General features: G+C 60.2%; 21 protein-coding genes. 10 read left to right on the top strand and 11 right to left on the bottom strand.

From position 1 onward, the window contains the following. Positions 1-23: 23 nt before the first annotated feature. Complete coding sequence (locus tag NNA36_RS05530; RefSeq protein ID WP_255105596.1) at positions 24-2,549, bottom strand: ATP-binding protein; 2,526 nt, start codon at positions 2,547-2,549, stop codon at positions 24-26. Positions 2,550-2,650: 101 nt separating this feature from the next. Continuing rightward, complete coding sequence (locus NNA36_RS05525; RefSeq protein WP_255105000.1) at positions 2,651-3,175, bottom strand: molybdopterin-dependent oxidoreductase; 525 nt, start codon at positions 3,173-3,175, stop codon at positions 2,651-2,653. A 463-nt stretch (positions 3,176-3,638) separates the two neighbouring features. Between NNA36_RS05525 and NNA36_RS05520 the strand changes: the two genes are divergently transcribed. Continuing rightward, positions 3,639-4,253 (top strand): response regulator transcription factor, encoded by a 615-nt coding sequence (locus tag NNA36_RS05520; RefSeq protein WP_255104998.1) that lies wholly within the window; start codon positions 3,639-3,641, stop codon positions 4,251-4,253. 61 nt (positions 4,254-4,314) lie between these two features. Here NNA36_RS05520 and NNA36_RS05515 read toward each other — a convergent pair whose 3' ends face one another. Both NNA36_RS05515 and NNA36_RS05510 read right to left on the bottom strand, forming a co-directional pair. Further along, positions 4,315-6,498 carry a xanthine dehydrogenase family protein molybdopterin-binding subunit gene (locus NNA36_RS05515; protein ID WP_255104997.1) on the bottom strand — a complete coding sequence of 728 codons (2,184 nt, stop codon included), beginning with the start codon at positions 6,496-6,498 and terminating at the stop codon, positions 4,315-4,317. A gap of 3 nt (positions 6,499-6,501) precedes the next feature. Beyond that, on the bottom strand, positions 6,502-6,966 hold the full coding sequence (locus NNA36_RS05510; protein WP_255104995.1) for a (2Fe-2S)-binding protein: 465 nt from the start codon (positions 6,964-6,966) through the stop codon (positions 6,502-6,504). A 144-nt stretch (positions 6,967-7,110) separates the two neighbouring features. On the opposite strand from NNA36_RS05510, the gene NNA36_RS05505 reads away from it, so the two are divergent. From NNA36_RS05505 to NNA36_RS05495, 3 genes are all read left to right on the top strand, one after another. Further along, positions 7,111-7,713, top strand: coding sequence for a TetR/AcrR family transcriptional regulator (locus tag NNA36_RS05505; RefSeq protein ID WP_255104993.1), 603 nt, complete (start codon positions 7,111-7,113; stop codon positions 7,711-7,713). 198 nt (positions 7,714-7,911) lie between these two features. After that, a complete protein-coding gene (locus NNA36_RS05500) occupies positions 7,912-8,595 on the top strand; it encodes a Crp/Fnr family transcriptional regulator (RefSeq protein WP_255104992.1) in 684 nt (227 codons plus the stop codon). 2 nt (positions 8,596-8,597) lie between these two features. Beyond that, positions 8,598-9,158 (top strand): DUF4202 domain-containing protein, encoded by a 561-nt coding sequence (locus NNA36_RS05495; protein WP_255104991.1) that lies wholly within the window; start codon positions 8,598-8,600, stop codon positions 9,156-9,158. Here the strand turns inward: NNA36_RS05495 and NNA36_RS05490 are convergent. From NNA36_RS05490 to NNA36_RS05460, 7 genes are all read right to left on the bottom strand, one after another. Further along, positions 9,151-9,423 (bottom strand): cytochrome C oxidase subunit IV family protein, encoded by a 273-nt coding sequence (locus tag NNA36_RS05490; protein WP_255104987.1) that lies wholly within the window; start codon positions 9,421-9,423, stop codon positions 9,151-9,153. The two genes, NNA36_RS05495 and NNA36_RS05490, sit on opposite strands and share 8 nt — an antisense overlap. A 4-nt stretch (positions 9,424-9,427) precedes the next feature. Then, positions 9,428-9,988 (bottom strand): cytochrome c oxidase subunit 3, encoded by a 561-nt coding sequence (locus NNA36_RS05485; RefSeq protein ID WP_255104963.1) that lies wholly within the window; start codon positions 9,986-9,988, stop codon positions 9,428-9,430. Continuing rightward, a complete protein-coding gene (locus NNA36_RS05480; RefSeq protein ID WP_255104960.1) occupies positions 9,985-11,922 on the bottom strand; it encodes a nitric oxide reductase activation protein NorD in 1,938 nt (645 codons plus the stop codon). The genes NNA36_RS05485 and NNA36_RS05480 overlap by 4 nt, the downstream gene beginning before the upstream one ends. 9 nt (positions 11,923-11,931) lie before the next feature. Next, positions 11,932-12,741: a CbbQ/NirQ/NorQ/GpvN family protein gene (locus tag NNA36_RS05475; RefSeq protein WP_255104957.1), complete on the bottom strand. Its 810-nt coding sequence runs from the start codon at positions 12,739-12,741 to the stop codon at positions 11,932-11,934. 18 nt (positions 12,742-12,759) lie between these two features. Further along, a complete protein-coding gene (locus tag NNA36_RS05470; protein ID WP_255104955.1) occupies positions 12,760-14,127 on the bottom strand; it encodes a cbb3-type cytochrome c oxidase subunit I in 1,368 nt (455 codons plus the stop codon). 13 nt (positions 14,128-14,140) lie between these two features. Continuing rightward, complete coding sequence (locus tag NNA36_RS05465) at positions 14,141-14,593, bottom strand: cytochrome c (RefSeq protein ID WP_255104952.1); 453 nt, start codon at positions 14,591-14,593, stop codon at positions 14,141-14,143. Positions 14,594-14,703: 110 nt separating this feature from the next. Further along, entirely contained in the window at positions 14,704-15,894 is a 1,191-nt protein-coding gene (locus NNA36_RS05460; protein WP_255104951.1) for an NnrS family protein, read from the bottom strand. Positions 15,895-16,067: 173 nt separating this feature from the next. On the opposite strand from NNA36_RS05460, the gene NNA36_RS05455 reads away from it, so the two are divergent. The 6 genes from NNA36_RS05455 (at position 16,068) to NNA36_RS05430 (ending at position 22,689) form a co-directional block, all read left to right on the top strand. Next, complete coding sequence (locus tag NNA36_RS05455; protein WP_255104948.1) at positions 16,068-17,744, top strand: cytochrome D1 domain-containing protein; 1,677 nt, start codon at positions 16,068-16,070, stop codon at positions 17,742-17,744. Positions 17,745-17,946: 202 nt separating this feature from the next. Continuing rightward, positions 17,947-19,737, top strand: coding sequence for a NapC/NirT family cytochrome c (locus NNA36_RS05450; RefSeq protein ID WP_255104945.1), 1,791 nt, complete (start codon positions 17,947-17,949; stop codon positions 19,735-19,737). 63 nt (positions 19,738-19,800) lie between these two features. Further along, a complete protein-coding gene (locus tag NNA36_RS05445; protein ID WP_255104944.1) occupies positions 19,801-20,217 on the top strand; it encodes a plastocyanin/azurin family copper-binding protein in 417 nt (138 codons plus the stop codon). 207 nt (positions 20,218-20,424) lie between these two features. Then, a complete protein-coding gene (gene cobA, locus NNA36_RS05440; RefSeq protein WP_255104942.1) occupies positions 20,425-21,189 on the top strand; it encodes a uroporphyrinogen-III C-methyltransferase in 765 nt (254 codons plus the stop codon). Next, entirely contained in the window at positions 21,182-21,550 is a 369-nt protein-coding gene (locus tag NNA36_RS05435) for a cytochrome c (RefSeq protein WP_255104939.1), read from the top strand. The genes cobA and NNA36_RS05435 overlap by 8 nt, the downstream gene beginning before the upstream one ends. Next, positions 21,547-22,689: a cytochrome D1 domain-containing protein gene (locus tag NNA36_RS05430; RefSeq protein ID WP_255104937.1), complete on the top strand. Its 1,143-nt coding sequence runs from the start codon at positions 21,547-21,549 to the stop codon at positions 22,687-22,689. Before NNA36_RS05435 ends, NNA36_RS05430 begins: the two co-directional genes overlap by 4 nt.

Genomic DNA, 22,689 nt, shown 5'->3' with positions numbered 1-22,689 from the left:
GCTTGGAAAAACCGCCCCTCGCCTCAGCTGCGCGACGCCTCGAGCCTTTCGCGGGTCTCAGACCAGATGCGCTTCAATTCGGGCAAGGCCTCTCGCACGGACGCGGTCTCGCTGTCCTTGGCCATCTCCTCGATGGACAAGAGCGCCCCGCGCAAGGCCACCGCCCCGAACACCGCCGCGCTGCCCGCAATCTTATGCGCCTCACCTGCCATGTCCTCCGGCAGATCGCCCGTCTCGCCAATGGTGTCCCAAAGATCCAAAAGCGCATCGGTCTCCCCGATAAAGCGGGTCAGGAAGGTTGCAAACACCTCCGGGCCAACATTTTCACGCATTTCTTCAATCTGGGCGGGGTCCACAAGGGACGATGCCGGGGCGATCTCCTCGGGATGCTCGGACGGGCTTGCCGCCCCCAGCACCGAGCGCAGCTGCTCAAGGGTCAGGGGCTTTCCGACAAAACCAGTCATCCCCACCTCGAAGAAACGCTTCTGATCCTTGGGCAATACGTTCGCCGAAACCGCGATGATTGGCACGTCCGACGACAGGCCCGATCCGTTGCGAATTTCGCGCGTGGCGGAAATGCCATCCAACACCGGCATGCTGATATCCATGAAAATCATGTCAAAACGGTGCTCCGACGCCATCTCGACACCGTCGCGGCCATTGTCGACGCAGACCGCCTCGTGCCCTTCCCGTTCCAGCATGTTGCGTATGACCTGCTGGTTGATCTGGTTGTCTTCCACCACGAGAATACGCTGGTTGCGCTTGTGATCGGGCTGGCGCACGTCATCCAGCACCGCTTCCGGCTCGGGTGTCGTGGCCATCGGAAGACGGAACCAGAAGGTACAGCCATGTCCTTCCACGCTCTCCACGCCGATCTCGCCGCCCATCGCCTTGACAAGCCGCCGGGCAATGCCCAGCCCAAGCCCCGTGCCACCTGCACGACGGCCAAATGAAGCGTCCGAGGTGTGGAAATCATCAAAAATGCGCTGAAGATCAGCCTCGGGGATGCCGATGCCCGAGTCCGATACCCGGAACTCGACCAGCGGCCGCTTCTGCTTGTCCACTTCGGGCTGAACCTCGGCCTCAACAATGACCCGGCCATTCTCGCTAAACTTGATCGCGTTCCCAACGAGGTTTAGCAGAACCTGTTGCAAACGAGGGCCATCGGTCAGAACCCACGTCGCGGGTGGCCCGACCCAGCGCCACGAAACGTCATTGCCCCGCGAGGCCGCACTTCCGCTCTGGCCGTCCACGATGTCCTGCATGAGCGCGCCAAGGTCCACCGGCGCCTCGACAATCTGCAACTTGCCTGCCTCGAAGCTTTCGATATCGAGAACCGCATCCACGTGCTGCATCAGGATTTTACCAGAAATCTGCATGTTATGCAGATAGACCGATTGACGGCCACTGAGCCGCGTATCCTCCAGCAGCGACAGGTTGCCGAGAATACCGTTCAAGGGGGTCCGGATTTCATGGCTCATCAGGGTCAGGATGTCGGCCTTGGCCTTCTCGCCCAACAACGCCTTGTCGCGGGCCTCGATCAGTTCCTGCTCGTCAGCCACGCGCTGCGAAATATCCCGCAGGAAGGCGATGAAGATCTCGCTGTCCTCGTGCATGGCCGATTGCAGGGCAAGTTCAACAGGGAACACCTCGCCGTTGGCGCGCATTCCCTCAAGCTGGACACGCCCTTTGCCGACAACGCGGCGTTCTCCCTTGTCAATCATGCGCTTCATACCCGCATCGTGCAATTCACGCAGATGCGGGGGCACAACCACATCCCCGATCCGCAAACCACGCACAGACTGCGCGTCCCGTTGGAAAATCTGCTCGGCTGCCCGGTTGAATTCCAGAACCCGCCCTTCGGCATCCGTCACCACAACCCCGTCCAACGATGTGGACAGGATCGTGTTCATGCGATCATTGGCTTCGGTCAGTTCGGCCTCCCGAAACCGCATCTGACGGTTGATCGACAAAAGGAACAGGCTCACCCCGGTGAGGGCCAATAGGAGAATGCCCACAAGGATTGCGAGATGTTCCAGCGTTAGCGCGATTTCCTCGCGCCCAAGGTCGGACTGCAAGGCGAAATAGGACAGACCGGCCACCGAAACTTCACGAACGTCGCCCTCGATCCCCCGCGCTGCCTCGTGCAGGCTGTTGATCCGGCTGACAAGCACCTCGTCAGGTGCGTCGATTGTTGCAACCTGCGTTTCAAGAAAGGCCGCCACCTGGCCCAACGGCACAAAAAACGCCTCATCCTGTCTGAGGTCTGCAAAAATCGGTGAATTCTGAAGAATGCCCACGCGGCTATAGAAAACATCGAAAGACCGGCGCAAATCGGCAAGAAGCACCGCGTTTTCGGCTTCCACAGACCCTGTCGCGACAGTGCTCGAGATTTCCTGCGCCATCCGCAGGTATTCAACTTCGACCTGCGTTAGTGTCCACTGGACATTGTCCGAGTTGGCAGAGTTCAGACTTTCAAGATCGGTGATGACATCTCTGCTGAACACAAGCGTGACTGCCAGCAGAACGGCAAGCCCACCGCCCAGCACGGTCGCCAACAGCGTGCTCTTGCCATTGCTATGTGGCCTGCCCGAAATCAGAACGACACCTTCGCCGGCTCTGAAATACGGCCGGCCCCTTCACCAGTACGCTATTGGACGACGGCGATCCTGTCGAGTTGCCAAATGCTTCTCGCGTATGCGATTTCCGCGCGATACTTGGCATCGCTGTCATACGGGAACACGATCCAAAGAGGCCCCTTGTCCCGGCGCGACATTTCCTTGCCGTTCATCATGTAGGCAACCATCGGCGCTTTCGGATCAATGTCCGCGACGGGGATTTCAATGGCATAGTCGTTGATCGCCTTTGCCATCAAGGTTCCGTCTTCCACGTCCAGCCGATCAAGCAGCACAGCCAGCGGCACGCCCGTGAAGGTTTGCACGCCCTCTGTCCAAATCGTCGTGGTGACGTACTCGTGCTCGGCCAGATCGCGCAGCATTTGCAGGTCAAAAACGGCGCCCCTAACACCGTTTTTGACCTTGATGTCTCCCGAAACTTCCAGAAGCGGAACCCCAGTGGGTTTCGGAAGAGCATCTGCGGCTTGTGCTTCGGTCGTGAGTGGTAGCATCAGCCCGAAAAAGCCAGCCGCAATAAAACTTGTTACCCTGCGTTTCATGATTGCCCCTTAGGTTGTGCCGAATTTATCGCACGAACCGGGACGCAACACACGAAACCTTCAGGATAACAACCTATCCGAAAGGATAGTTTTCGCATTTTGCCATCTTGGAACGAGTGACCAAAACCAACGAAAAACTCGGGCTGACCGAACTGTGCCACTCACCCAAAACGGGAAAACGCCTACTTTTCCCTTAAGGTTCTCTCATACTTTTCAACACCTTAACTTACTAACAAAGTTCAGAAAGGGTGCGTAAGCGCACGAAAAGATACTGCACCCAACGCACAAAGCCCCCTTTCGCATACGTTTTTGGAGAAATTTTCGAAACACCTCAACGCAAGCGTGTTTCGTAAACACATTTGTCCCAAGCGGATATGACTCTATGTCCGTAAGACACAAGAATTGGTGGTTCTCCCCGCCGACGTACGTGTTAGGGTAGAGTGTAAACAGTTAGGATAGTGCCGTGAAAATTCTTATAGCTGATGATCACAGTCTGGTTAGGGATACGCTGGTGGCCTACGTCGAAACCAGCGGCGATATCGAAGCCCGGACCGCTGCTGATTTTGACGAGGCAAGCGCGATGGTTTCCGCGCAAGGCCCGTTTGATCTTGTTCTGCTCGATTTCAACATGCCGGGCATGAACGGGCTGGACGGTCTGAACCGCGCCCTGGCGCTCGAAGGGGCATCACGCGTTGCGCTGATTTCGGGCGAAGCATCCAAGGACGTTGCCGAAAAAGCCCTCGAAGCGGGCGCTGCGGGTTTTGTCCCCAAGACACTGCCGGCCAAGTCTCTGATCAACGCGATCCGTTTCATGGCCATGGGCGAACAATACGCCCCCATCGATTTCATGACCTCCGAACCCGAGGAAAACACCCACCCTCTGGCCAGCAAGCTGACCGAACGCGAAATGCAGGTGCTGCGCGGGTTGACCGAAGGCAAGTCGAACAAGGAAATCGCGCGTGATCTTGACCTGTCGGAACCGACGATCAAGCTGCACGTCAAAACGCTCTACAAGAAGGTAGACGCCAAGAACCGCACACAGGCGGCGCTGATTGCGCGTGAGGCCGGACTTTTCTGAACCGGCCTCTCAGAGAAACGAAAAAAGCGAGCGGCCGGACCGCTCGCTTTTGTTTTTGGGATCAGGCGAAACTCACACCATTTTCCGCCATTGGCAGCTCGGCCACCTGGACGTCGCTGATCGCGGCAATCGCGTTGGCCAGCGCCGGGGCCGACGGGGGCGTTCCCGGCTCACCCACCCCGGTCGGGGCTTCGGCAGAGGGCACGATGTGCACGTCAATCGCCTTGATGTCGCCAATCCGCAGGGGCTCGTAATCGGGGAAGTTGGTCTGATCAACCGCCCCGTCGCTCAGCGTAATCTGGTCGCGCATCGCATGGCCGATACCATAGCCGATACCGCCCTCCATCTGCGCGCGCACCACGTCCGGGTTCACGGCGATACCGCAATCCACCGCACAGGTGACGTTCTCGATCACGATGCCGTCCTCGGGCGAGCCCGACACTTCGACAACCTCGGCCACATAGGACCCAAAGGACTTGTGAACCGCCACACCCTGTGTGCGACCGGCACCTGCCTTGCCCCACCCGGCTTTCTCTGCCGCCAGCTTCAGAACACCCGCCTTGCGCGCGGCCTCTGGATTGCTTTCGTCAAGATAGGCCAGACGGAACTCGACCGGATCGCGCCCTGCCGCCTTTGCGGCGAGGTCCATCATGACCTCCATCGCATAGGCCGTGTGGGTATGCCCCACGGACCGCCACCAAAGAACCGAGGTCGCTTTCTTCGTGTCCGTCAGACCCAGTGACTGGGTCGGGATCGAATAGGGGCTCTCGGCGATACCCTCGATCGAGCTGTGGTCCACGCCGTCATGCACCGAGAAGGATTCGAACGCGGTGCCCTTCATGATCGACTGGCCCGCAACACGGTGTTCCCAACCGGCGATGTTGCCCGCCTCGTCAAGACCAACGCGCACCTTATGACCAAACGCCGGGCGATAGTAACCACCGCGTATGTCGTCCTCACGGGTCCAGACAAGCTTAACCGGACGCGACCTGTCGGTCATGACAAAGGCCAGCCCCGCCTCGACCTGATAATCCGCATCCGGCGTCGCCCGACGCCCGAAGGACCCACCGGCCAGCATGGTGCGGATCTCGATCATTTCCGGCGGCAGCTGGAAGATCTGCTGGAACGCCATATGCGGCCCCGTCGGCATCTGCGCGCCGTCATGCAGCACGATCTTGCCCTCTGCGGTCTGCTCGATGGTACAGTTCAGCGGCTCCATCGGCGCGTGGGCCAGCAGCGGGAAATAGAAGGTCTTTTCAACCACCTTCGCCGCCCCGTCCACGGCAGATGCCACCGCAGCCATATCGGCCTTGTTGACGTTGTATTCCGGCGCGGCATCCAGCGCGGCCATGATCTCGTTACGGATTTCATCCGAGTTGCGGGTTTCCGCTCCGGACATGTCCCACTCGACCTCAAGCGCCTCGCGCGCCTGGATTGCCGCCCAGGTGTTCTCGGCATAGACCACAACCCCGGCCTTTGTCGGCAATACGGCGGCGCGGATGTACCCCTTCACCTCTTTCGCGGCACTGTCATCGAACCCAAGCGCCACACCGCCACGGGCTTCGGGACGGGCAATCATCGCCACCATCTGGTTGGGAAGGTGGACATCCATCGCAAACATCGCCTGACCGTTCGATTTGATCACCGTGTCCTTGCGGCGCACGCCCTCATTGCCGATCAGTTTGAATTCCGACGGATCTTTCAGGCGCGGTGCTTCCGGGGCGTCCATCGTCGCGGCCATGGCCACGAAATCGCCAATCGGCGCGGTTTTCCCTGCACCTTTGACCATGCCCTCTTCGATGGTCAGTTCCGAAGCGGCAACGCCCCAGTCCTTGGCGGCGGCGGAAATCAGCATCTCGCGGGCGGCTGCGCCTGCGGTGCGATACTGCTGCCACGAGTTCGCCATCGCGGTTGATCCACCCGTGCCCTGGAACGGACCAAAGAACAGGTTGTTGTAAACCTGCGGGTTGGAAGGCGCGAATTCGTATTCGATCTGGTCCATACGCAGGCCGATTTCCTCGGCGATCAGCGTCGGCAGGCCGGTGGCCGGCCCTTGCCCCTTTTCAAAGTGCTTCACAATGGCCGTCACGGTGCCATTGGCGTCGATCTTAACGAAGGGGTTCAGCTGGGTCGTTTCGGCACCGGCAGCGGCAATCGCCCCGTCCGGACGTGCACCAACCAGAAGAACTGCGGCGGTCGCGGCCGCCCCTTTCAGAAACCCGCGGCGGGAGGTGTTGATGGTCATGGATCAGGCCTCCAGAATTTCCGAAGCGCGCTGAACGCCCTTGCGGATACGTTGATACGTTGCACAGCGACAGGCGTTGCCTTCCATATAGGCATCGATCTCGTCCGCGCTCGGCTTGGGGTTTTCGGCCAGGAGACCAACCGCAGACATCACCTGCCCCGACTGGCAATAGCCGCATTGCACCACGTCCAGCTCGGCCCAGGCCTGCTGAACCGCCGCGCCGATCTTGTCTTCGCCAATGGCCTCAATCGTAGTGATCTCGGCACCCTCAACGTCTTCGATAAAGGTCTGGCACGAGCGCACCGGCTCGCCATCCAGATGCACGGTGCAGGCCCCGCACGAGGCAACACCGCAGCCGAATTTCGTTCCCGTCATCTTCAGTTCATCGCGGATCACCCACAGCAAGGGCGTTCCCGGTTCGGCATCCACGGTATGCGTGGCGCCGTTCAGCTTCAAAGTCAGAGCCATGTTGGAAATCTCCTGTTCACGCTTGTTTCCAGATTCTGGTAAACTGGCGCGTTTACAGTAGATTGGAATTTCCAAGGTGTAAACTGACAAGTTTCATAGACGCAGATTTGACCGGCAAAGGCAATTGGTTCTATAGGTGGGCATATGAACGAATGCAGCGCACCGAATACGACCAAATACGCCCAGATCATCGAAGCGGCGGTTCAGGAGTTCCAGGAAAAGGGCTTTGCCTCGGCCAGCATGGACCGGGTCTCCTCACGTGCGCAGGTCTCCAAAAGGACCGTCTACAAGTACTTTGAAAGCAAGGAAAATCTCTTCCGTTCGATCGTGGAAGAGCTGTCATCCCGCTTCGCCGATCTCAAGGAAATCCGCTATGTTCCCGGCCGTCCGATCCGTGAGCAATTGGTCGATCTCGCCTGGGCTGAAGGCCGGCTTTTGATCTCCTGCGATGTGATGTCGATGGCCCGGATGATCGTAAGCGAAACCTTGCGACATCCCGAATTGGCCGAAGCGGCGCAGGGCAAGATCGACAAGAAACCGGTGATTTCCAGCCTGCTTCGCGCTGCGGCCGAAGATGGGCAACTCAGGATTGAAGATCCGGATTCGGCGGCTGACGAATTCCTTGCCCTGATCAAGGCCAAAGCGTTCTGGCCCTTCATTTTCGGCGGTGCCATCGTGAGTGAAGACGAAATGGCGGTGATCGTCGAAGCCTGCGTTGAGATGATCATGTGCCGCTATGGTGTGTGAAGCCTCACCCCTCAACCCCTGACTGAACACCTTTAATCCAACTCCCTCAAAGCGTGCTTTCGCGCAGCGTCAACGGCCGTAGTCACATGGCTGTTGCATAGCAGTGATGGACCTTGGGGCCATAAAAAGTTACCAATAGGAAAAATATGTTGCACCTCGAAGTGCGACTGGGGAACCAAACGGATCAAAGGGCACTCAATGCCACACGAGATGCACAAGGCGATTGCGCGCAATTCGCTTCTCATCAAAGCGCTTCCGGACGTCCACGTGGATGCCATCCTGTCCAAGGCGATCTGGAAAACATACGACCGGGGCGAAACCCTGTTTATTCAGGAAGAGACCGCGAATGCCATCCACATCGTGCTGGACGGCTGGGTCAAGCTCTTCCGCGTCACACCAAGCGGCACCGAAGCCGTGGTGAGTGTCTTCACCCGCGGCCAGAGTTTCGGAGAGGCCGTCGCCCTGCGCAACATGCCCTACCCTGTCTCTGCTGAAGCCGCGACCCGAAGCAACGTGATGCACATCCCCACCAATGTCATCGTGGACCTGATGAAGCGCGACACCGAAGTTGCGCTGACCATCCTGTCTTCCAGCTTCAACCACCTGCATTCCTTGGTGGCTCAGCTGGAACAGCTCAAGGCGCAGACCGGTGCCCAACGTGTCGCCGAATTCCTGCTGGATCTCTGCGATGCTGAGGAAGGGGCATGCGAAGTCACGATGCCCTATGACAAGGTGCTGATCGCGGGCAAACTGGGCATGAAACCAGAAAGCCTGTCGCGCGCCTTTGCCCGCCTCAAGACAATTGGCGTCAAGATCGAGAAGAACCACGCCCTGATCGGCGACGTCGAGAAACTGCAAGACTATGTCGAGGATCTGAACTGACCATGACTGACCAGCTCTCCCGCACACTCGCCGCCATCGACGCCGCCAACGACGCCGATCCACGCATGGATGACGGCCAGCCCGAAGCCCTGCTCTATGGCCAGCGCATGAGCGAACAGTGTGAGCGCTTGTTCCCCGAGGCACAGGACGTTCTGCAAATCGCCGCCCGTGGCCAGCACATCGAACGCTGGATCCTGAAACGTGCCGACTATCCCGAGGGCCGCGCGGGCTATCTCAAATGGCGGCGCGATCTGGCCGACCACCATGCCAACCGGATTGGCGAGATCATGGCGGACAACGGCTATGATGCGGAAACCATTGACCAAATGGGCCGGATGGTGCGCAAGCAGGGCATCAAGCGCGACCCGCTGGTGCAAGCGTTGGAAGACGTGATCTGTTTCACCTTCATCACCTGGTACTTTGCCCCTTTCGCGGCCAAGCACACGCCCGAAAAGGTGCAGGACATCGTCGAAAAAACCGCCCGCAAGATGTCGGATGCGGCCCGCGCCAAGGTGCTGGTGGACTTCGACCTGCCGGAAAACCTCGCCGCGGCTTTCAGCTGATCAGCGCAGGTATCAGGTAGAGCCCTAGCAAAAGCAGACAGAACAACGTCAGAACAAGGTTGAAGCCGCGTCGCCAGGACGGGGCTTCGGCCAGGCCAAGATAGCGCGACAGGATCACCCGCGCCTTCATCAGGGCCAGCAGCAGGACCACGGCCCCGACAACCCGCCGGTCCAGCCCGCCAATCGCAAGTTCTGCCACGACGGCAGATGCGCCGCTGAGGGCAACAAGCGCGAACCAGGCTTTGTTCAGGGGATCCCTCAGCATATCGTCACGCCAACAGGTAGATCACGGGAAACAGCAGCACCCAGACCAGATCAACCATGTGCCAGAAAGCGGCCCCCACCTCGATATTGCGCAGGCTGTCTTTCCACGCAATCAGGCACAGTATGACCACCCCGGCCACGACATGCGCCGCATGGAACCCGGTCAACATGTAGTAGAACAGGAAGAACGGGTGGGTTTCAAAGTCGATACCCTTGGCGGCCTTGTCCGCATACTCCGCCCCCTTAATGATCAGGAACACAACGCCCAGAAGCGCGGCTACGACAAGCGCCAGCCGCGCCTTGAGCCGGGCACCCAACCCGCGCCACTGAAACGCCTTTGCCGCCAGAAAACCGCTGGTCACAAGCACAACCGTATTGAGCGCCGCACCGGTGCGGTGCAGATGGTCCTGCGCCTCGGCAAAGCCTACGGGATCGGTCAGACGCAAGGCAAGGAAGGCCGCAAGACCGGCCCCGAACACCAGCAATTCGCTGATGATGAGAACCCACATCATCAGGTCTCCGGGCAACTCGTCCAGCAACGATCCCTGCCCTGCGGTGTCGCTCATCCGGTCACCAGTTGCCGATAGATCTGCGGCAGCGCGTAGATCAGCTTGTCCGGCTCCGGGATCACCGCGAAACTACCCTGCCCGAACATGCGGGCAAACCAGCTCTTGGCTTCACGATCCACGGTCACGCCATAGACGGAGTGCCCCGCCCGACGCGCCTCGCGCACCGCCATCGCGGTATCCTCGATCCCGTGACGGCCTTCATAGTGGTCAAGGTCGTTGGGCTTGCCATCCGTGATCACCAGCAAGAGCCGCCGCTTGCGGGTCTGTTCGCTCAGGTCTGCCGACACATGCCGGATGGCCGCGCCCAGACGGGTATAGAACCCCGGCCGCAGGCTGCCGATCCGCTGTTCGACAAGGCCACTCATCGGCTCGTCGAACCCTTTGCATTTCTGCACGTAGACCCGATCCCGTTTCAGGGAGGAGAAGGCGTGAATTGCAAAGTCGTCGCCACAGGCATTCAGCCCCCAGGCCAACGCATCCAGCGCCTCGCGCTCCACGTCGATCACCGCACGGCCAGAAACCGCACTCTCGGTCGAGCGGCTGACATCCAACAGGATCGACACCGCCAGATCGCGGGCTTCGGGACGGTTCTGCAACCAGATCCGCTCAGACCCTTCGCCATCGGCAATCCGGTCCACCTGCGACCGCACGGCGGCGTCCATATCGAGGTTGTCCCCATCAAGGTGCCCGCGTGTCGTGACCCGCCCGGGCCGCAGGGCCTCGAACTGGCGTTTCACCATGCGGATGCGCCGCGCCGCTTCGGGATCGCGGGCGAAGTCGGCGAACTCTTCCTTTGCCTCGGCCACGCTGGTCAGGACACAGCAGTGATCGGGCAGGTACTGACCCGTGCGCACATCCCATTCCGGATACATGATCTTGCCCGACAGGCGTTCGCGATCCACATCTTCAGGCGCGAGATCGAGGTGCAGCTTGAGCTTGGTCGGCGGCGCCTTGGAAATCTGCCCCAACCCGATCTCGTCCTGATCATCCGCCGCCTTCTTGGCGTTGTCGGGATCATCGTCATCGACGCGTCGGTTGAGGTTCAGGAATTCCGCCCAGCTCAGGATCGCTTCGAACTTGTGCAGGATGAAGCTGTCATTGCGCTCGGCCTGATCCGATTTGCGGCGACGCGCGCGGTGGGTCCTGTCATTCTCGCCCGCCTCTTCCGGCGGTCCTTCGGTCTCGCGGCTTTCCACCTCGTGACCTTCCGAGAACTGCACCGGCCGCAACTCGGGCCAAAGCGGCACGGGGCGGAACGGCTGATAGCGGAGCGGGGCGTGGATGTTGTCCATCGCGCCCGTTTCAAGCGCCTGCCACATCGGCTGGGCATGGGCCTTGAGCTCGTCCCCCAGAAGATGGCGAATGATGGCCTCAACGGCCGCTTCATCTGCCGGCAGGTCGGGGCGTGGACGGTAGTGCAGGATACCCTCGCACAAGGCGGCATAGAGATCACGCAGCCCCGGCGCATCCTCAAGCGTTGCCTCGACCATCTCGCGCGCCGCTTTCAAGGCCCGCAAATCGGCCCGGAGCGCATCGTCTTCGGCGATACGGTCCGGCGCATGGGCCGCGGCAGCCGCCAGCCAGACATACATGGCGGCATTGGCTTCGCGCGTCGGCAGCACCGCAAGGCGCGACGGCAAACGCAATATTTCACCATCGAAACTGGTGCGTGGCATCAACTCGGCTTCGGTACCAAGGCGGCGCTTCCAGCTCAGACGGTGGCGTGAAACTTCGTCAGAGACGGGGCGCAGTTCAACGCTTGAACTGCCCCCCAATCCCCTGAATAGGACTGCCAGCCGCCCTCCGACCTCGGAAAGGTCGACAGCGGCTCCATCATGCGCCTCCGGCGCATCCAGGCGGCTGGCAAAGGAGTGCCACAGTTTCCCGACGGTCTCTTCGGGTTCCCATGGCTCAAAGTCGATCTTGACCATCGGCCGGCCTCACCCAAAGACAGCCGTGACAAGATCGAGGAGCCCCCGTTTGATGTCCTCATCATCGGTGAGCGGCTCGACCATTGCCGCGCGGATTGCACGGTCAACGTTCATGCCCTGCGCGATGAGGGTCGCGGCATAAACCACGAGGCGGGTCGAAACCCCTTCCTCCAGGTCCTGCCCCTTGAGATCGCGCAGCTTGTTCGCCAACCGCACCAGCGGCTTGACGCGCTCGATGTCCAGACCGCTTTCCTCGGCAACAACCTTGGCTTCCACCTCGGGTTTGGGAAAGTCGAACTCGACGGAGATAAAACGCTGACGTGTAGAGGGTTTCAGCGTCTTGAGGATATTTTGATAGCCCGGGTTGTAAGAGGCCACGAGCATGAAGCCGGGTGCGGCTTCCAATTCTTCGCCGGTCCGGTCGATCGGCAGGATACGTCGGTCATCGGTCAGCGGGTGCAGAACCACGGTCACGTCCTTGCGTGCCTCGACGACCTCGTCGAGATAGCAGATCGCGCCTTCACGCACGGCACGGGTCAAAGGTCCGTCCACCCAGACCGTCTCGCCCCCCTTTAGGAGATAGCGACCGATCAGGTCGGCGGCGGCCAGATCATCGTGACAGGCAACCGTGTAAAGCGGGCGTCCCAGTTTCGCGGCCATGTGGGCCACAAAGCGGGTCTTGCCGCATCCGGTCGGCCCCTTGAGAAGGACCGGCAGGTTGTTTTGCGCAGCGGCGGAGAAGACTTCGCGTTCGTCGCCCTGCGCGAGGTAGAAGGGGGCGTCAGCCGCCCCCATTCCGTTTTGAGGGTTATGGTTCATGGAACCGTCCATTTTTCCTTACTCCGCAGGAGTTTCAGCAGCACCGGGTTCGATGATTTCTTTGCGCGGCACCCAGATCGAGTAGATGAACAGGAGCGCACCAAGAACCACGACCACACCAGAACCGAAACGCATCCAGTAGAAGATTTCGACCTGGTCCTGAACGTCCATGTAGTATTCGCCAAGGACGCGTTGCAGGTGGGTCTGGATCGTACCGGCAAAGGTCAGCACGAAGGTCATGAAGACCATGCCAGAGGTCATCAGCCAGAACGAGGCCATGTTCAGCACCTGGTTATAGGGGTCACGATTGCGCAGGATCGGCAATGCGTAGCTGAAGATAGCGATGTTGAGGCAGACATAGGCACCGTAGAAGGCCAGGTGGCCGTGAGCGGCGGTGATCTGCGTGCCGTGGGTGTAGTAGTTCACACCGTGCAGCGTGTGCAGGAAGCCCCAGACGCCCGCGCCGAAGAAGGCCAGAGTGGCACAGCCGAGCGACCACAGCAGAGCTGCTTTGTTCGGGTGGTCACGACGCCCTTTCCACACCATCACGAAGGCGAATGCCATCATGGCGAAGAACGGGATGACTTCCAGCGACGAGAAGATCGAGCCGATCCACTGCCAGTAACCGGGGGTACCGATCCAGTAGTAGTGGTGGCCAGTGCCGAGGATGCCCGAGAACAGGGCCGCAGCAACGATCACGTAGAGCCACTTTTCGACAACCTCGCGGTCAACACCGGTCAGCTTCAGCATCAGGTAGGCCAGGATAGAGGCCATGATGAGTTCCCAGACGCCTTCCACCCACAGGTGAACGATGTACCACCAGTATTGCTTGTCGAGTGCCAGGTTGTGCGGGTTGTAGAAGCTGAAGAGGAAGAGCAGCGCCAGACCCCAAAGACCCAGAAGCAGGATGTTCGAGATAGCGGTTTTCTTACCCTTAAGCACGGTCATCGTGATGTTGTAGAGAAACATCAGAGCCGCAACCACGATACCTGCCTTGACCCACTTGGGCTGTTCGATGAACTCGCGGCCTTCCTTGCCCAGGAGCCAGTGGCCCTCGAACAGGTTGAAGACATAAGTCACGACCACACCCAGGGTGCCGACCACGAGGATCGCCAGTTGGATATAGGCAAGTTTTTCGCTGTGGATCTCACGCTCGGTCTCTTCCGGGATCAGGAAGTAGGCCGCGCCAAAGAAGCCAAGGATCAGCCAGACGATCAACGAGTTGGTGTGCAGCATGCGCACGATGTTGAACGGCAAGAGTTCCGACAGCGTGTTGGGGGAAACATAGATCCAGCCGGCGAGCAGACCGCCCAGCACCTGGATCGCGAAGAGGGCCATCGCTACCGCGAAGTAGACAAGGGCAATTCTCTGAGTTTTGTATTTCATAGTTCAGACCTCCTTAACCCGCTTCGTTCGGTGGCCAGTCCTGTGCGTCGATCGTGTTGATCCACAGGAAAAAGTCAGCCAATTGACGAACTTCTTCGTCACTCAGGTTGAACTGAGGCATCTGACGACGGCCTTCGATTCCGGTGGGCTGAGAGTCCATCCAGCCTTTCAGAACGTCGAATGCACCTTCGGGGTCATCTTCTACACCCCAGCGTGTCATTACGTTGACAAGTTCAGGAGCAAAGTAGGCGCCTTCCCCCATCAGCGTGTGGCAGTTGATGCATGCTTTATCTTCCCACACTTTCTTACCGGCAGCGACGCTCTCGGTAAGGGTCTCGACGTTCGTCGAGGTGGTGACGATATAGCGATGCGAATGGAACGATAGTCCCAAGAAGATAATGATGAAAAACAGTGACCCGCCGTAGAAGATGTTACGGGCCATGCTTTTAGTCATGACTTCACGCATTGGGCTCTCCTTTGCCCTAGTTGATGATGTAGTGAAAATGCCGTCCGGCGCGTGGGTTATCCTTAACGAAAGTCAAGGGGGGTGAAATTCCGCAGGCAAAACCGCGCCGATCAGCTGGCGCGCCCCATGCGTGGCGCCCCGAGAACGGGCGCCAAGGCCATGAAAAACAAGGCAAAAGACAAGGACCACAAAGCCGCCGAGACCATCATCGCAGGCATGTAGAGTTCTACCGGCAAACTTGTCCCGCCCCAGCGCAACGCAGCCGCCACCGCCATCAAACCATAGGCCCAGGCCACCGGTTTCGGCGCTTTGAGCGGCCGTCCCGTGTGCCCGAGAGAGGCCCGGCTCATCACCGCGACGGTCATCACGCCAACACAGCCGATTCCCAGAACATGCAGGGCACCGATCTCGCTTCCCACCCCCCAGAGCGCCGCGCCCCAGAGTATGAAACCAAGCCCCAGGAACCCCATGCCAAGGTGCAGCGACCACAGGATTGGCTGGGCTCGCGTCCACGCCCCACGCCAAAGTCCGACACGCAGGATCTGAACCACCCCGAACAGCACCGCCAGCGTCCCGACAAAGCGGTCATCCAACGGCAAGGTGACCACCCACGGCAGACCCAGCGCAAGGATCATCGTTGCCTTTTCAAGCGGCGGGCGCGACACGGGCCAATCGGCCTCGGGCACCCCTGCCCGCTTCATGGCGTTGCGCGTGAATGCCGGTGTCACCCGCCCCCCGAGAATCGCGATCATCGAACACAGCGACAACAGTCCCATGCGCATCCCGACATCCAGCGTGCCGCTGGCGATCCCGGCCCATTCAAGATGCACAAGCCCGTTGGCAACCCAGAGACTGCTCAGGATGAAGAGAAACACCATGTTCTGCGGCTTTGGCCGCTTCAACAGCTGCGACAGCACCTTCGCGGCCAGGATCGGCACGAAGAGAAGGTCAGCCGCGATCACGAACCAGACAGGCAATGCCGCATAAAACCAGATCGCGACGCGACCGATCAACCAGGCCCCCGAGACAACGGCAATGAACGCGCCCCGCGCAGCCGGCGCATTGGTCCAGTTCGGCACGGCGGTCAGGAAGAAACCGCCCACCGCCGCCGTGGCATAGCCAAAGATCATTTCGTGCGAATGCCACTCGGTCTCGATCATGGATGGTCCGGCGAACTCGAACCCGCCCCCCGAGATCAGCCAAATCAGCCAGATCCCCCCGGTGAACATTCCATAAACTGCCGCTGACAGGAAAAAGACCCTGAAACCTTCGGAATAAATCCGCCCGATCGTTGCAAACATCGGCTTGCCCTGCTTTTTGATTTTACCCTGTTTCACGCGGGAAACAGGACTGCGCGTCCCTTGTACTAAGGAGTAGTCGGGGCAAACCTGTGACTCCTTAACGAAAGTCAAGGATACGAATCCCGGATTCCGCCAGACATGAGCCTGCCTCACCAGCAAACCGGAGAGTGATCATGTCACTTGGAATCACCTACAAAAAATCCAAACGGGCACTAGGGATTGGCTTCGCGCTTCTGCTTGGCTCCACTGCCGTGCCTGCAATCGCTGAACAACCCACCCTGAGCGAAGAAGCCTTCGAAGCTTCCAAGCAGCTCTACTTTGAACGCTGCGCCGGTTGCCACGGCGTACTGCGCAAAGGCGCGACCGGCAAAAGCCTCGAGCCGATCGTGAAGAAAAAGAATGCCGACGGCACCGTGACCGAATCCGGCACGCTCAAGCTCGGCCAGGAACGTCTTGAAAAGATTATCTCCTGGGGTACCGAAGGCGGTATGAACAACTTCTCGGACATCATGACCGAGCAAGAAATCAAAGACATGGCGACCTACATCATGATGGATCCGCCCAAGCCGCCGGAAATGTCGCTTGAGCAGATGAAACAGACCCGCAAGGTCTATGTAGAAGAAGCCGACTACCCGACCGAGCCGCTGCACGGCCGCAACTGGGAAAACTTCTTCGTCGTCATCGAGCGTGACGTGGGTAAAGTGGCCGTGATCGACGGCGACACCAAAGAAGTTCTGGCACACATCCCAACGGGTTACGCTGTGCACGTTCTGAAAGCGTCCGAGCACCACAAGCTGGAAGAACCGGAAAACCCGGGCCGCTTCTGGTACACCATGGGCCGCGACGGCAAGATGACCAAGATCGACCTCTGGCAAACGCCGGACAAGATGCTGGTTTCGGAAGTTTCCATCGGTTATGACGCCCGCGACGTGGCTGTTTCCGGCGACGGTAAATACGTCATCGGCGGTGCCTACTGGCCTCCGCACTTCGCAATTGTTGACGCGATGACCATGGAGCCGCTTAAAGTGGTTTCGACCCGCGGTACCAACGTTGACGGTGACTATGTGGAAGAAAGCCGCGTGGCTGCCATCTACACCACCCCGAACGAGCCGACCTGGATCGTTGCCGTGAAAGAACTCGGCCAGCTGTGGCAGGTCGACTACTCGGACCTCGACAACCTGCGTATCGACAAGATCAACTCGGCCAAGTTCCTGCACGACGGCTTCTTTGATCCGACCGGTCGTTACTTCCAGATCGCCGCAAACGCGTCGAACAAGATGGTTGTTGTCGACACCAAAGAGCGCAAGCTTGAGGCGATGATCGACACCGCACCGCTGCCGCACCCCGGCCCCGGCGCCAACTGGAACGACCCGAACTGCGGTCCGGTTGCTGGTACGACTCACCTCGGCGAAGGTACTGTGACTGTCTGGGGCAACGACCCCGAAGGTCACCCGGACCAAGCCTGGAAAACCTGCTACGAAGTGGAAACCGACGGTGCGGGCCTGTTCATCCGGACTCACCCGAATTCGGACTACTACTGGGCTGACCAGACCAAGCACCCCGAGCTGGAAGTTCAGCAATCGGTGCAGGTCATCTCGAAAGAGACCGGCGAGATCGTGAAGACCATCCAGATCACTGAAGACGAAGGTAACGTTGCCGTTCACTTCGAATTCAACAAGGACGGTACCGAGGTCTGGGTTTCCAAGTGGAACCGTGCAACCTCGAAGGAGCCGAACGGCGAAATGGTCATCTACGATGCCAAGACGCTGGAAGAAATCGGCCGCGTGAAGGGTCTCTACGCCCCGACCGGCAAGTTCAACGTCTACAACCGTTCGAACCACGTCACCTAAACCGACGTTTCATCGTCTCCGGAAGGGCGGGCCCAGCGCCCGCCCTTCCTCTTTACAAAGCGGTATCGGGATTGCGGCGACCGGCAGGACAGTCCGGTAGCACCCGCCAAGAACCCGGCAAATGCCTTCCGCTCCTCGCAATCCAATCAAGCGCCCTTCCCCCATGGGGCCGTTAGCAAAAAAGCCAAGACGGAGCTTGGACATGACCAACGAAACGGAAACCAAAAAGCCGATCTGGCGGCGGTATTTCATCTACGGAATGCCACTTGCCGGGATCGCTGCGGCGTTTATCGCCGGTATCGTCTTCTGGGGTGGTTTCAACACCGCCATGGAAGCCACCAACACCAAGGATTTCTGTATCTCCTGCCACGAGATGAATGATTTCGTCTACCAGGAGTACAAGGGCACCATTCACGACGTGAACCGCTCGGGTGTGGGCGCAGTCTGTTCCGACTGCCACGTGCCCAAGGACTGGACCCACAAGATGATCCGCAAGATCAAGGCCTCGAAAGAGCTCTACGGCAAGGTGATGGGCACCATCAACACCGAGGAGAAATTCGAAGCCAAGCGTCTGCACCTCGCCAAGAACGAATGGAAGCGGATGAAGGCCACCGACTCGCGCGAGTGCCGGAACTGTCACGACTTCGAGTCGATGATGCCCGAGTTCCAGAAACCCCGCGCCCGTCAGCAGCACCTCAACGCGATGACCACCGGCCAGACCTGTATCGACTGCCACAAGGGCATCGCCCACACCAGCCCGCGTGACCGCGCCTCCGATGAATTCCTCGAGATGATCGAAGCTCCGAACCCGGACTTCATCCGCGAGATCCCGCAGGAATACCTCGACAGCCTGGCACGTGTCGAAGCCAAGGAAGCAGCCGAAGCCGACGCAAAGAAAGCGGCAGACGCGGCAGCGCGTGAACAGGTTCAGGCCCAGATCGCAGCTGCGGTCGAAGAAGCCGTGGCCGCGGAACGTGCCCTGGCAGCCGGTGAAACCTCGGCCGACGCCGGTGCTTCGGTTGGCGGCAACATAGACTGGAACGCCATCACCCCGGCGGACATGACCCTCTTCTACCCGGGTCAGGCTTCGTTCGAATGGGTCCAGAACGGCAAACAGCACGGCGGCGCACGTCCCCTCACCAAGGGCGGCGACCAATGCACCACCTGCCACGCCAAGGAACTTGAAGCCATCGGCAACAAGATCGTGGCTGGCGCTGGCGGCAAGGAAGACGAGCTTGAACCCACCCCGATCCCGGGCAAACGCGGCACGATCCCGGCCACCCTGCAAGCGGCCCACGACGGTGAAAACGTCTACTTCCGCCTGCAATGGCCGGACACGCCGCACGCCCCTGCCCCCTTCGTGGACGGTGGCAAGATGGACCCGGAAAACCAGGTCAAGGTGGCAATGATGATCACCGGCACCGGTATCGAACTGGGGGAACAGGTCGGCTGCTGGGCAACCTGCCACGCGGACAACACCTACATGCCCTTTGATCCGGGTGCAGAAGGTCTTGCCGCCGCAGGTGACATCGCCGCACGCCTGAATGCCGAAACCAGCGTCAGCAAGTACCTCGCCGAGTCGCGCACCAAGATCGAGATCAAGGGGCGTCGCGGCAAGGCTCAGGGCGGCTGGGACAAGCTGAAGGCAGCCGAAGAGATCGACCAGTATCTCGCCGACGGCACCTTCATGGACCTGATGCGCGTCTATGCCGACGGCAGCGCCACCAACGGCTACCTGCTGGAAAGCCGGGTGCAAAACGAAGGCGAGATCGCCGCATCGGCCAAACTCTCGGCTGGCATGTGGACCGTGGTCTTCTCCCGCGCCCTCGACACCGGTGCCGCAGGTGATGTTCCGCTCGAAGCGGGCAAGACCTACACCGTCGGCTTTGCCATCCACGATGACTATGCCGCTGCGCGCTTCCACCACGTGACGCTCAACACGAGCCTTGCACTGGACGACGCAAACGCCACAATCAACGTGGTCAAGCAATAAGCAAACCCAAGCGGCCGGGCCCTCCCGGCCGCTTCTTTCTTTTCAAGGCGAGGAGTTTTCGAGATGCGCCACACCTCTTTTCTGACCGCCACCCTGCTGTCCGTCGCGGCGGCTTTCCCCGTTCTTGCCGGCGATGACGACGCGGCCGCGCTCTGCGCCGAGGCCGAACAGCGTTACGTCGACATCTTCGGTGAACCATCCTCCGCAGCGGAGGGCGTGACGGTTGTCACCATGTACAAATACAAATTCTGCCCGGCCGAAATCACCGTTCCCGCAGGCACAACCGTGCGCTGGGTCAACGTCGAAAAACGCACCAGCCACAGCGTCCTGTCGCCCGACGCGGGCATGCCCGAATCCGATCGCGCCTTTCCCGAGGAAGTCATCGAATTCACCTTCCTGGAACCGGGACCCGTCGATTACCTCTGCGGCCCGCACTGGGAAAGCCATGACATGATCGGCATGGTGACCGTGACGCCCTGACCGCGCCCCGAGAATCCCTAAAATACCCCAGAGGCCCGCATGATTTTTGCGGGCCTTAACTTTTGTCAAGGAAGCCAAAGTGCTGTCTTGCCATCTTGCGTCCATGAGATGCCAGGATTCCCAAGCCCTCATTGCCCCACCCGACCCTGGGCAGAGGCGCAACGGTACCCCGGTTCAAAGTAATCTTTAGGACGAGCGAGATACCCCATGACCGGCAAAGTTTTCCTCATCGGCGCAGGCCCGGGCGACCCCGAACTGATGACCCTGCGTGCCCTGCGGATGCTCGAATCTGCCGAAGTCGTCGTCTACGACCGACTGGTGTCAGACGAAATCCTCGCCCTGATGCCCAAGGACGCCGAAACCATCGCCGTGGGCAAATGCCCGCGTCACCACCCCGTGCCGCAGGACCGGATCAACGAGATCCTGCTTGAACAGGCACAGGCCGGCAAAGCCGTGGCCCGCCTCAAGGGTGGTGATCCGATGATCTTTGGCCGTGGCTCGGAAGAAGCCGCCTACCTCATCGAACACGGTGTCGACATCGAATACGCCCCCGGCATCACAGCCGCGCAGGGCGCGTCCTGTTCGACCGGCGTGCCGCTCACACACCGCGGCCTTGCCACCAGCGTGCAATACGTGACCGGCCACCGTCAGGCCGGCAAGGTGCTCGATCTCGACTGGAAGCGCCTCGCCGATCCCGACACCACCCTCGTGATCTATATGGGCGTTTCCAACATCGGCCAGATCGCCGTGGGCCTGATGACCGAAGGCCTTTCCGAGCAGACACCGGTCCTCGCCATCACCAAGGCCACCACCAGGGAAGAGCGCCGTCTGGTCTCGACCCTTGGCAACGCCGCCCGCGACGTACGCGAGGCCGACGTCATCAACCCCACCCTTTTCATCATCGGCAAGGTGGTGTCCCTCTACGGAGAAAACGCCGCCGAGCTGTTCGAGCCGGTTAGCGCCCATGCCTAGTTTCGCCCGCATCCTCCCCCGCCGCAATGCAAACCAGCGTGCGGCTCTCCTTGGCGCCCTGATCGTCCTGGCCTGTGCCCTGACGCATCCGGGCGCCGCAAGGGCCGAGGATCAGGTCAATGCCGACGCCCTGCAACGCCTCGTCCATCAGGATTGCGGCTCCTGCCACGGCCTGCGCCTCAAGGGCGGCCTTGGCCCCGACCTGCGCCGCGAGGCGATCGAACACTACGAAGCCGACATCCTGCAAATGGTGATCCTCGACGGGATCGAGGGCACCGCCATGCCGCCCTGGCGCCCGCTGATGAGCGAAACCGAAGCTGCATGGATTGCCGATTACCTCCTCAAGGGAGACTACGAATGAAACGCCTCACCACCGCGCTTGCCCTGATCCTCGCCACCTCGGTCTCTGCCGAACCCACCGCCACCGGCGATCTGGGTCTGGTGATCGAACGTGCCAAGGGTTCTGTCCTTCTGGTTGACCAATCCGACCGCGCCGCCCTGGCCCGGATCGAAGGCCTTGGCGATCTCTCGCACGCCTCGCTGGTCTATTCGCCCGACGAACGCTTTGCCTATGTCTTTGGCCGCGACGGCGGGCTGACCAAGGTCGACATCGTCACCCGTGAAATCGCGGGCCGCGTGGTTCAGGCCGGCAACGCCATCGGCGGCGCGATTTCGGACGACGGCAAACTGGTCGCGGTGTCCAACTACGAACCAGGCGGCGTGCGCATCTTCGATGCCGAGACCCTCGAGATGGTTGCCGACATCCCCACCGACAGCAAAACCATCGGCCTAGTCGACGCCCCCGGCCGACGCTTTGTCTTTACCATGTGGGATTCCGGCGAGACCTGGATTGCCGACCTCTCCGGCGACGAGATGGAGATCACCAAGATCACCGACATGGGCGAAAACCCCTATGACGCGCTGATCACCGGCAATGGCCGCACCTATATCACCGGCCTCTTCGGCGAAGACGGCCTCACCGCGCTGGATCTCTGGGAAGACGATCCCAAACCGATCCGCGTCCTGCCCGGCTATGGCCGTGGCAAAAAGGAAATGCCCGTCTACAAGATGCCTCACCTCGAAGGCTGGGCATTGACGGGCCGCGAATTCGTCCTGCCTGCCGTCGGCCACCACGAAGTGCTCTGGGTCGATGCCGACACACTCACGGAGACCGGACGCACCCAGACCTATGGCCAGCCCGTGTTCGCCATGGCACGTCCGGACGGCCGCCAGGTCTGGGTGAATTTTGCCCACCCGCTGAACGACACCATTCAGGTGATCGACAGCAAGACCAAGACCATCATCCACGAATTCAAACCCGGCCCGGCCGTGCTGCACATGGAGTTCACACCGCGCGGCCACGAAATCTGGATCAGCGTCCGCGATGCCGGAAAGGTCATGGTCTACGACACCCACACCTTTGAAAAACTGCGCGAGATCGAAGCAGACAGCCCCTCGGGCATCTTCTTTACCGCCCGCGCCCACCGCACGGGGCTTTGA

It is taken from the genome of Shimia sp. CNT1-13L.2, from assembly GCF_024331145.1.
Classification (GTDB): Bacteria; Pseudomonadota; Alphaproteobacteria; order Rhodobacterales; family Rhodobacteraceae; genus Shimia.
Note: the sequence above shows the minus strand (reverse complement) of the source record. Positions and strands in the feature narration are given on the sequence as shown.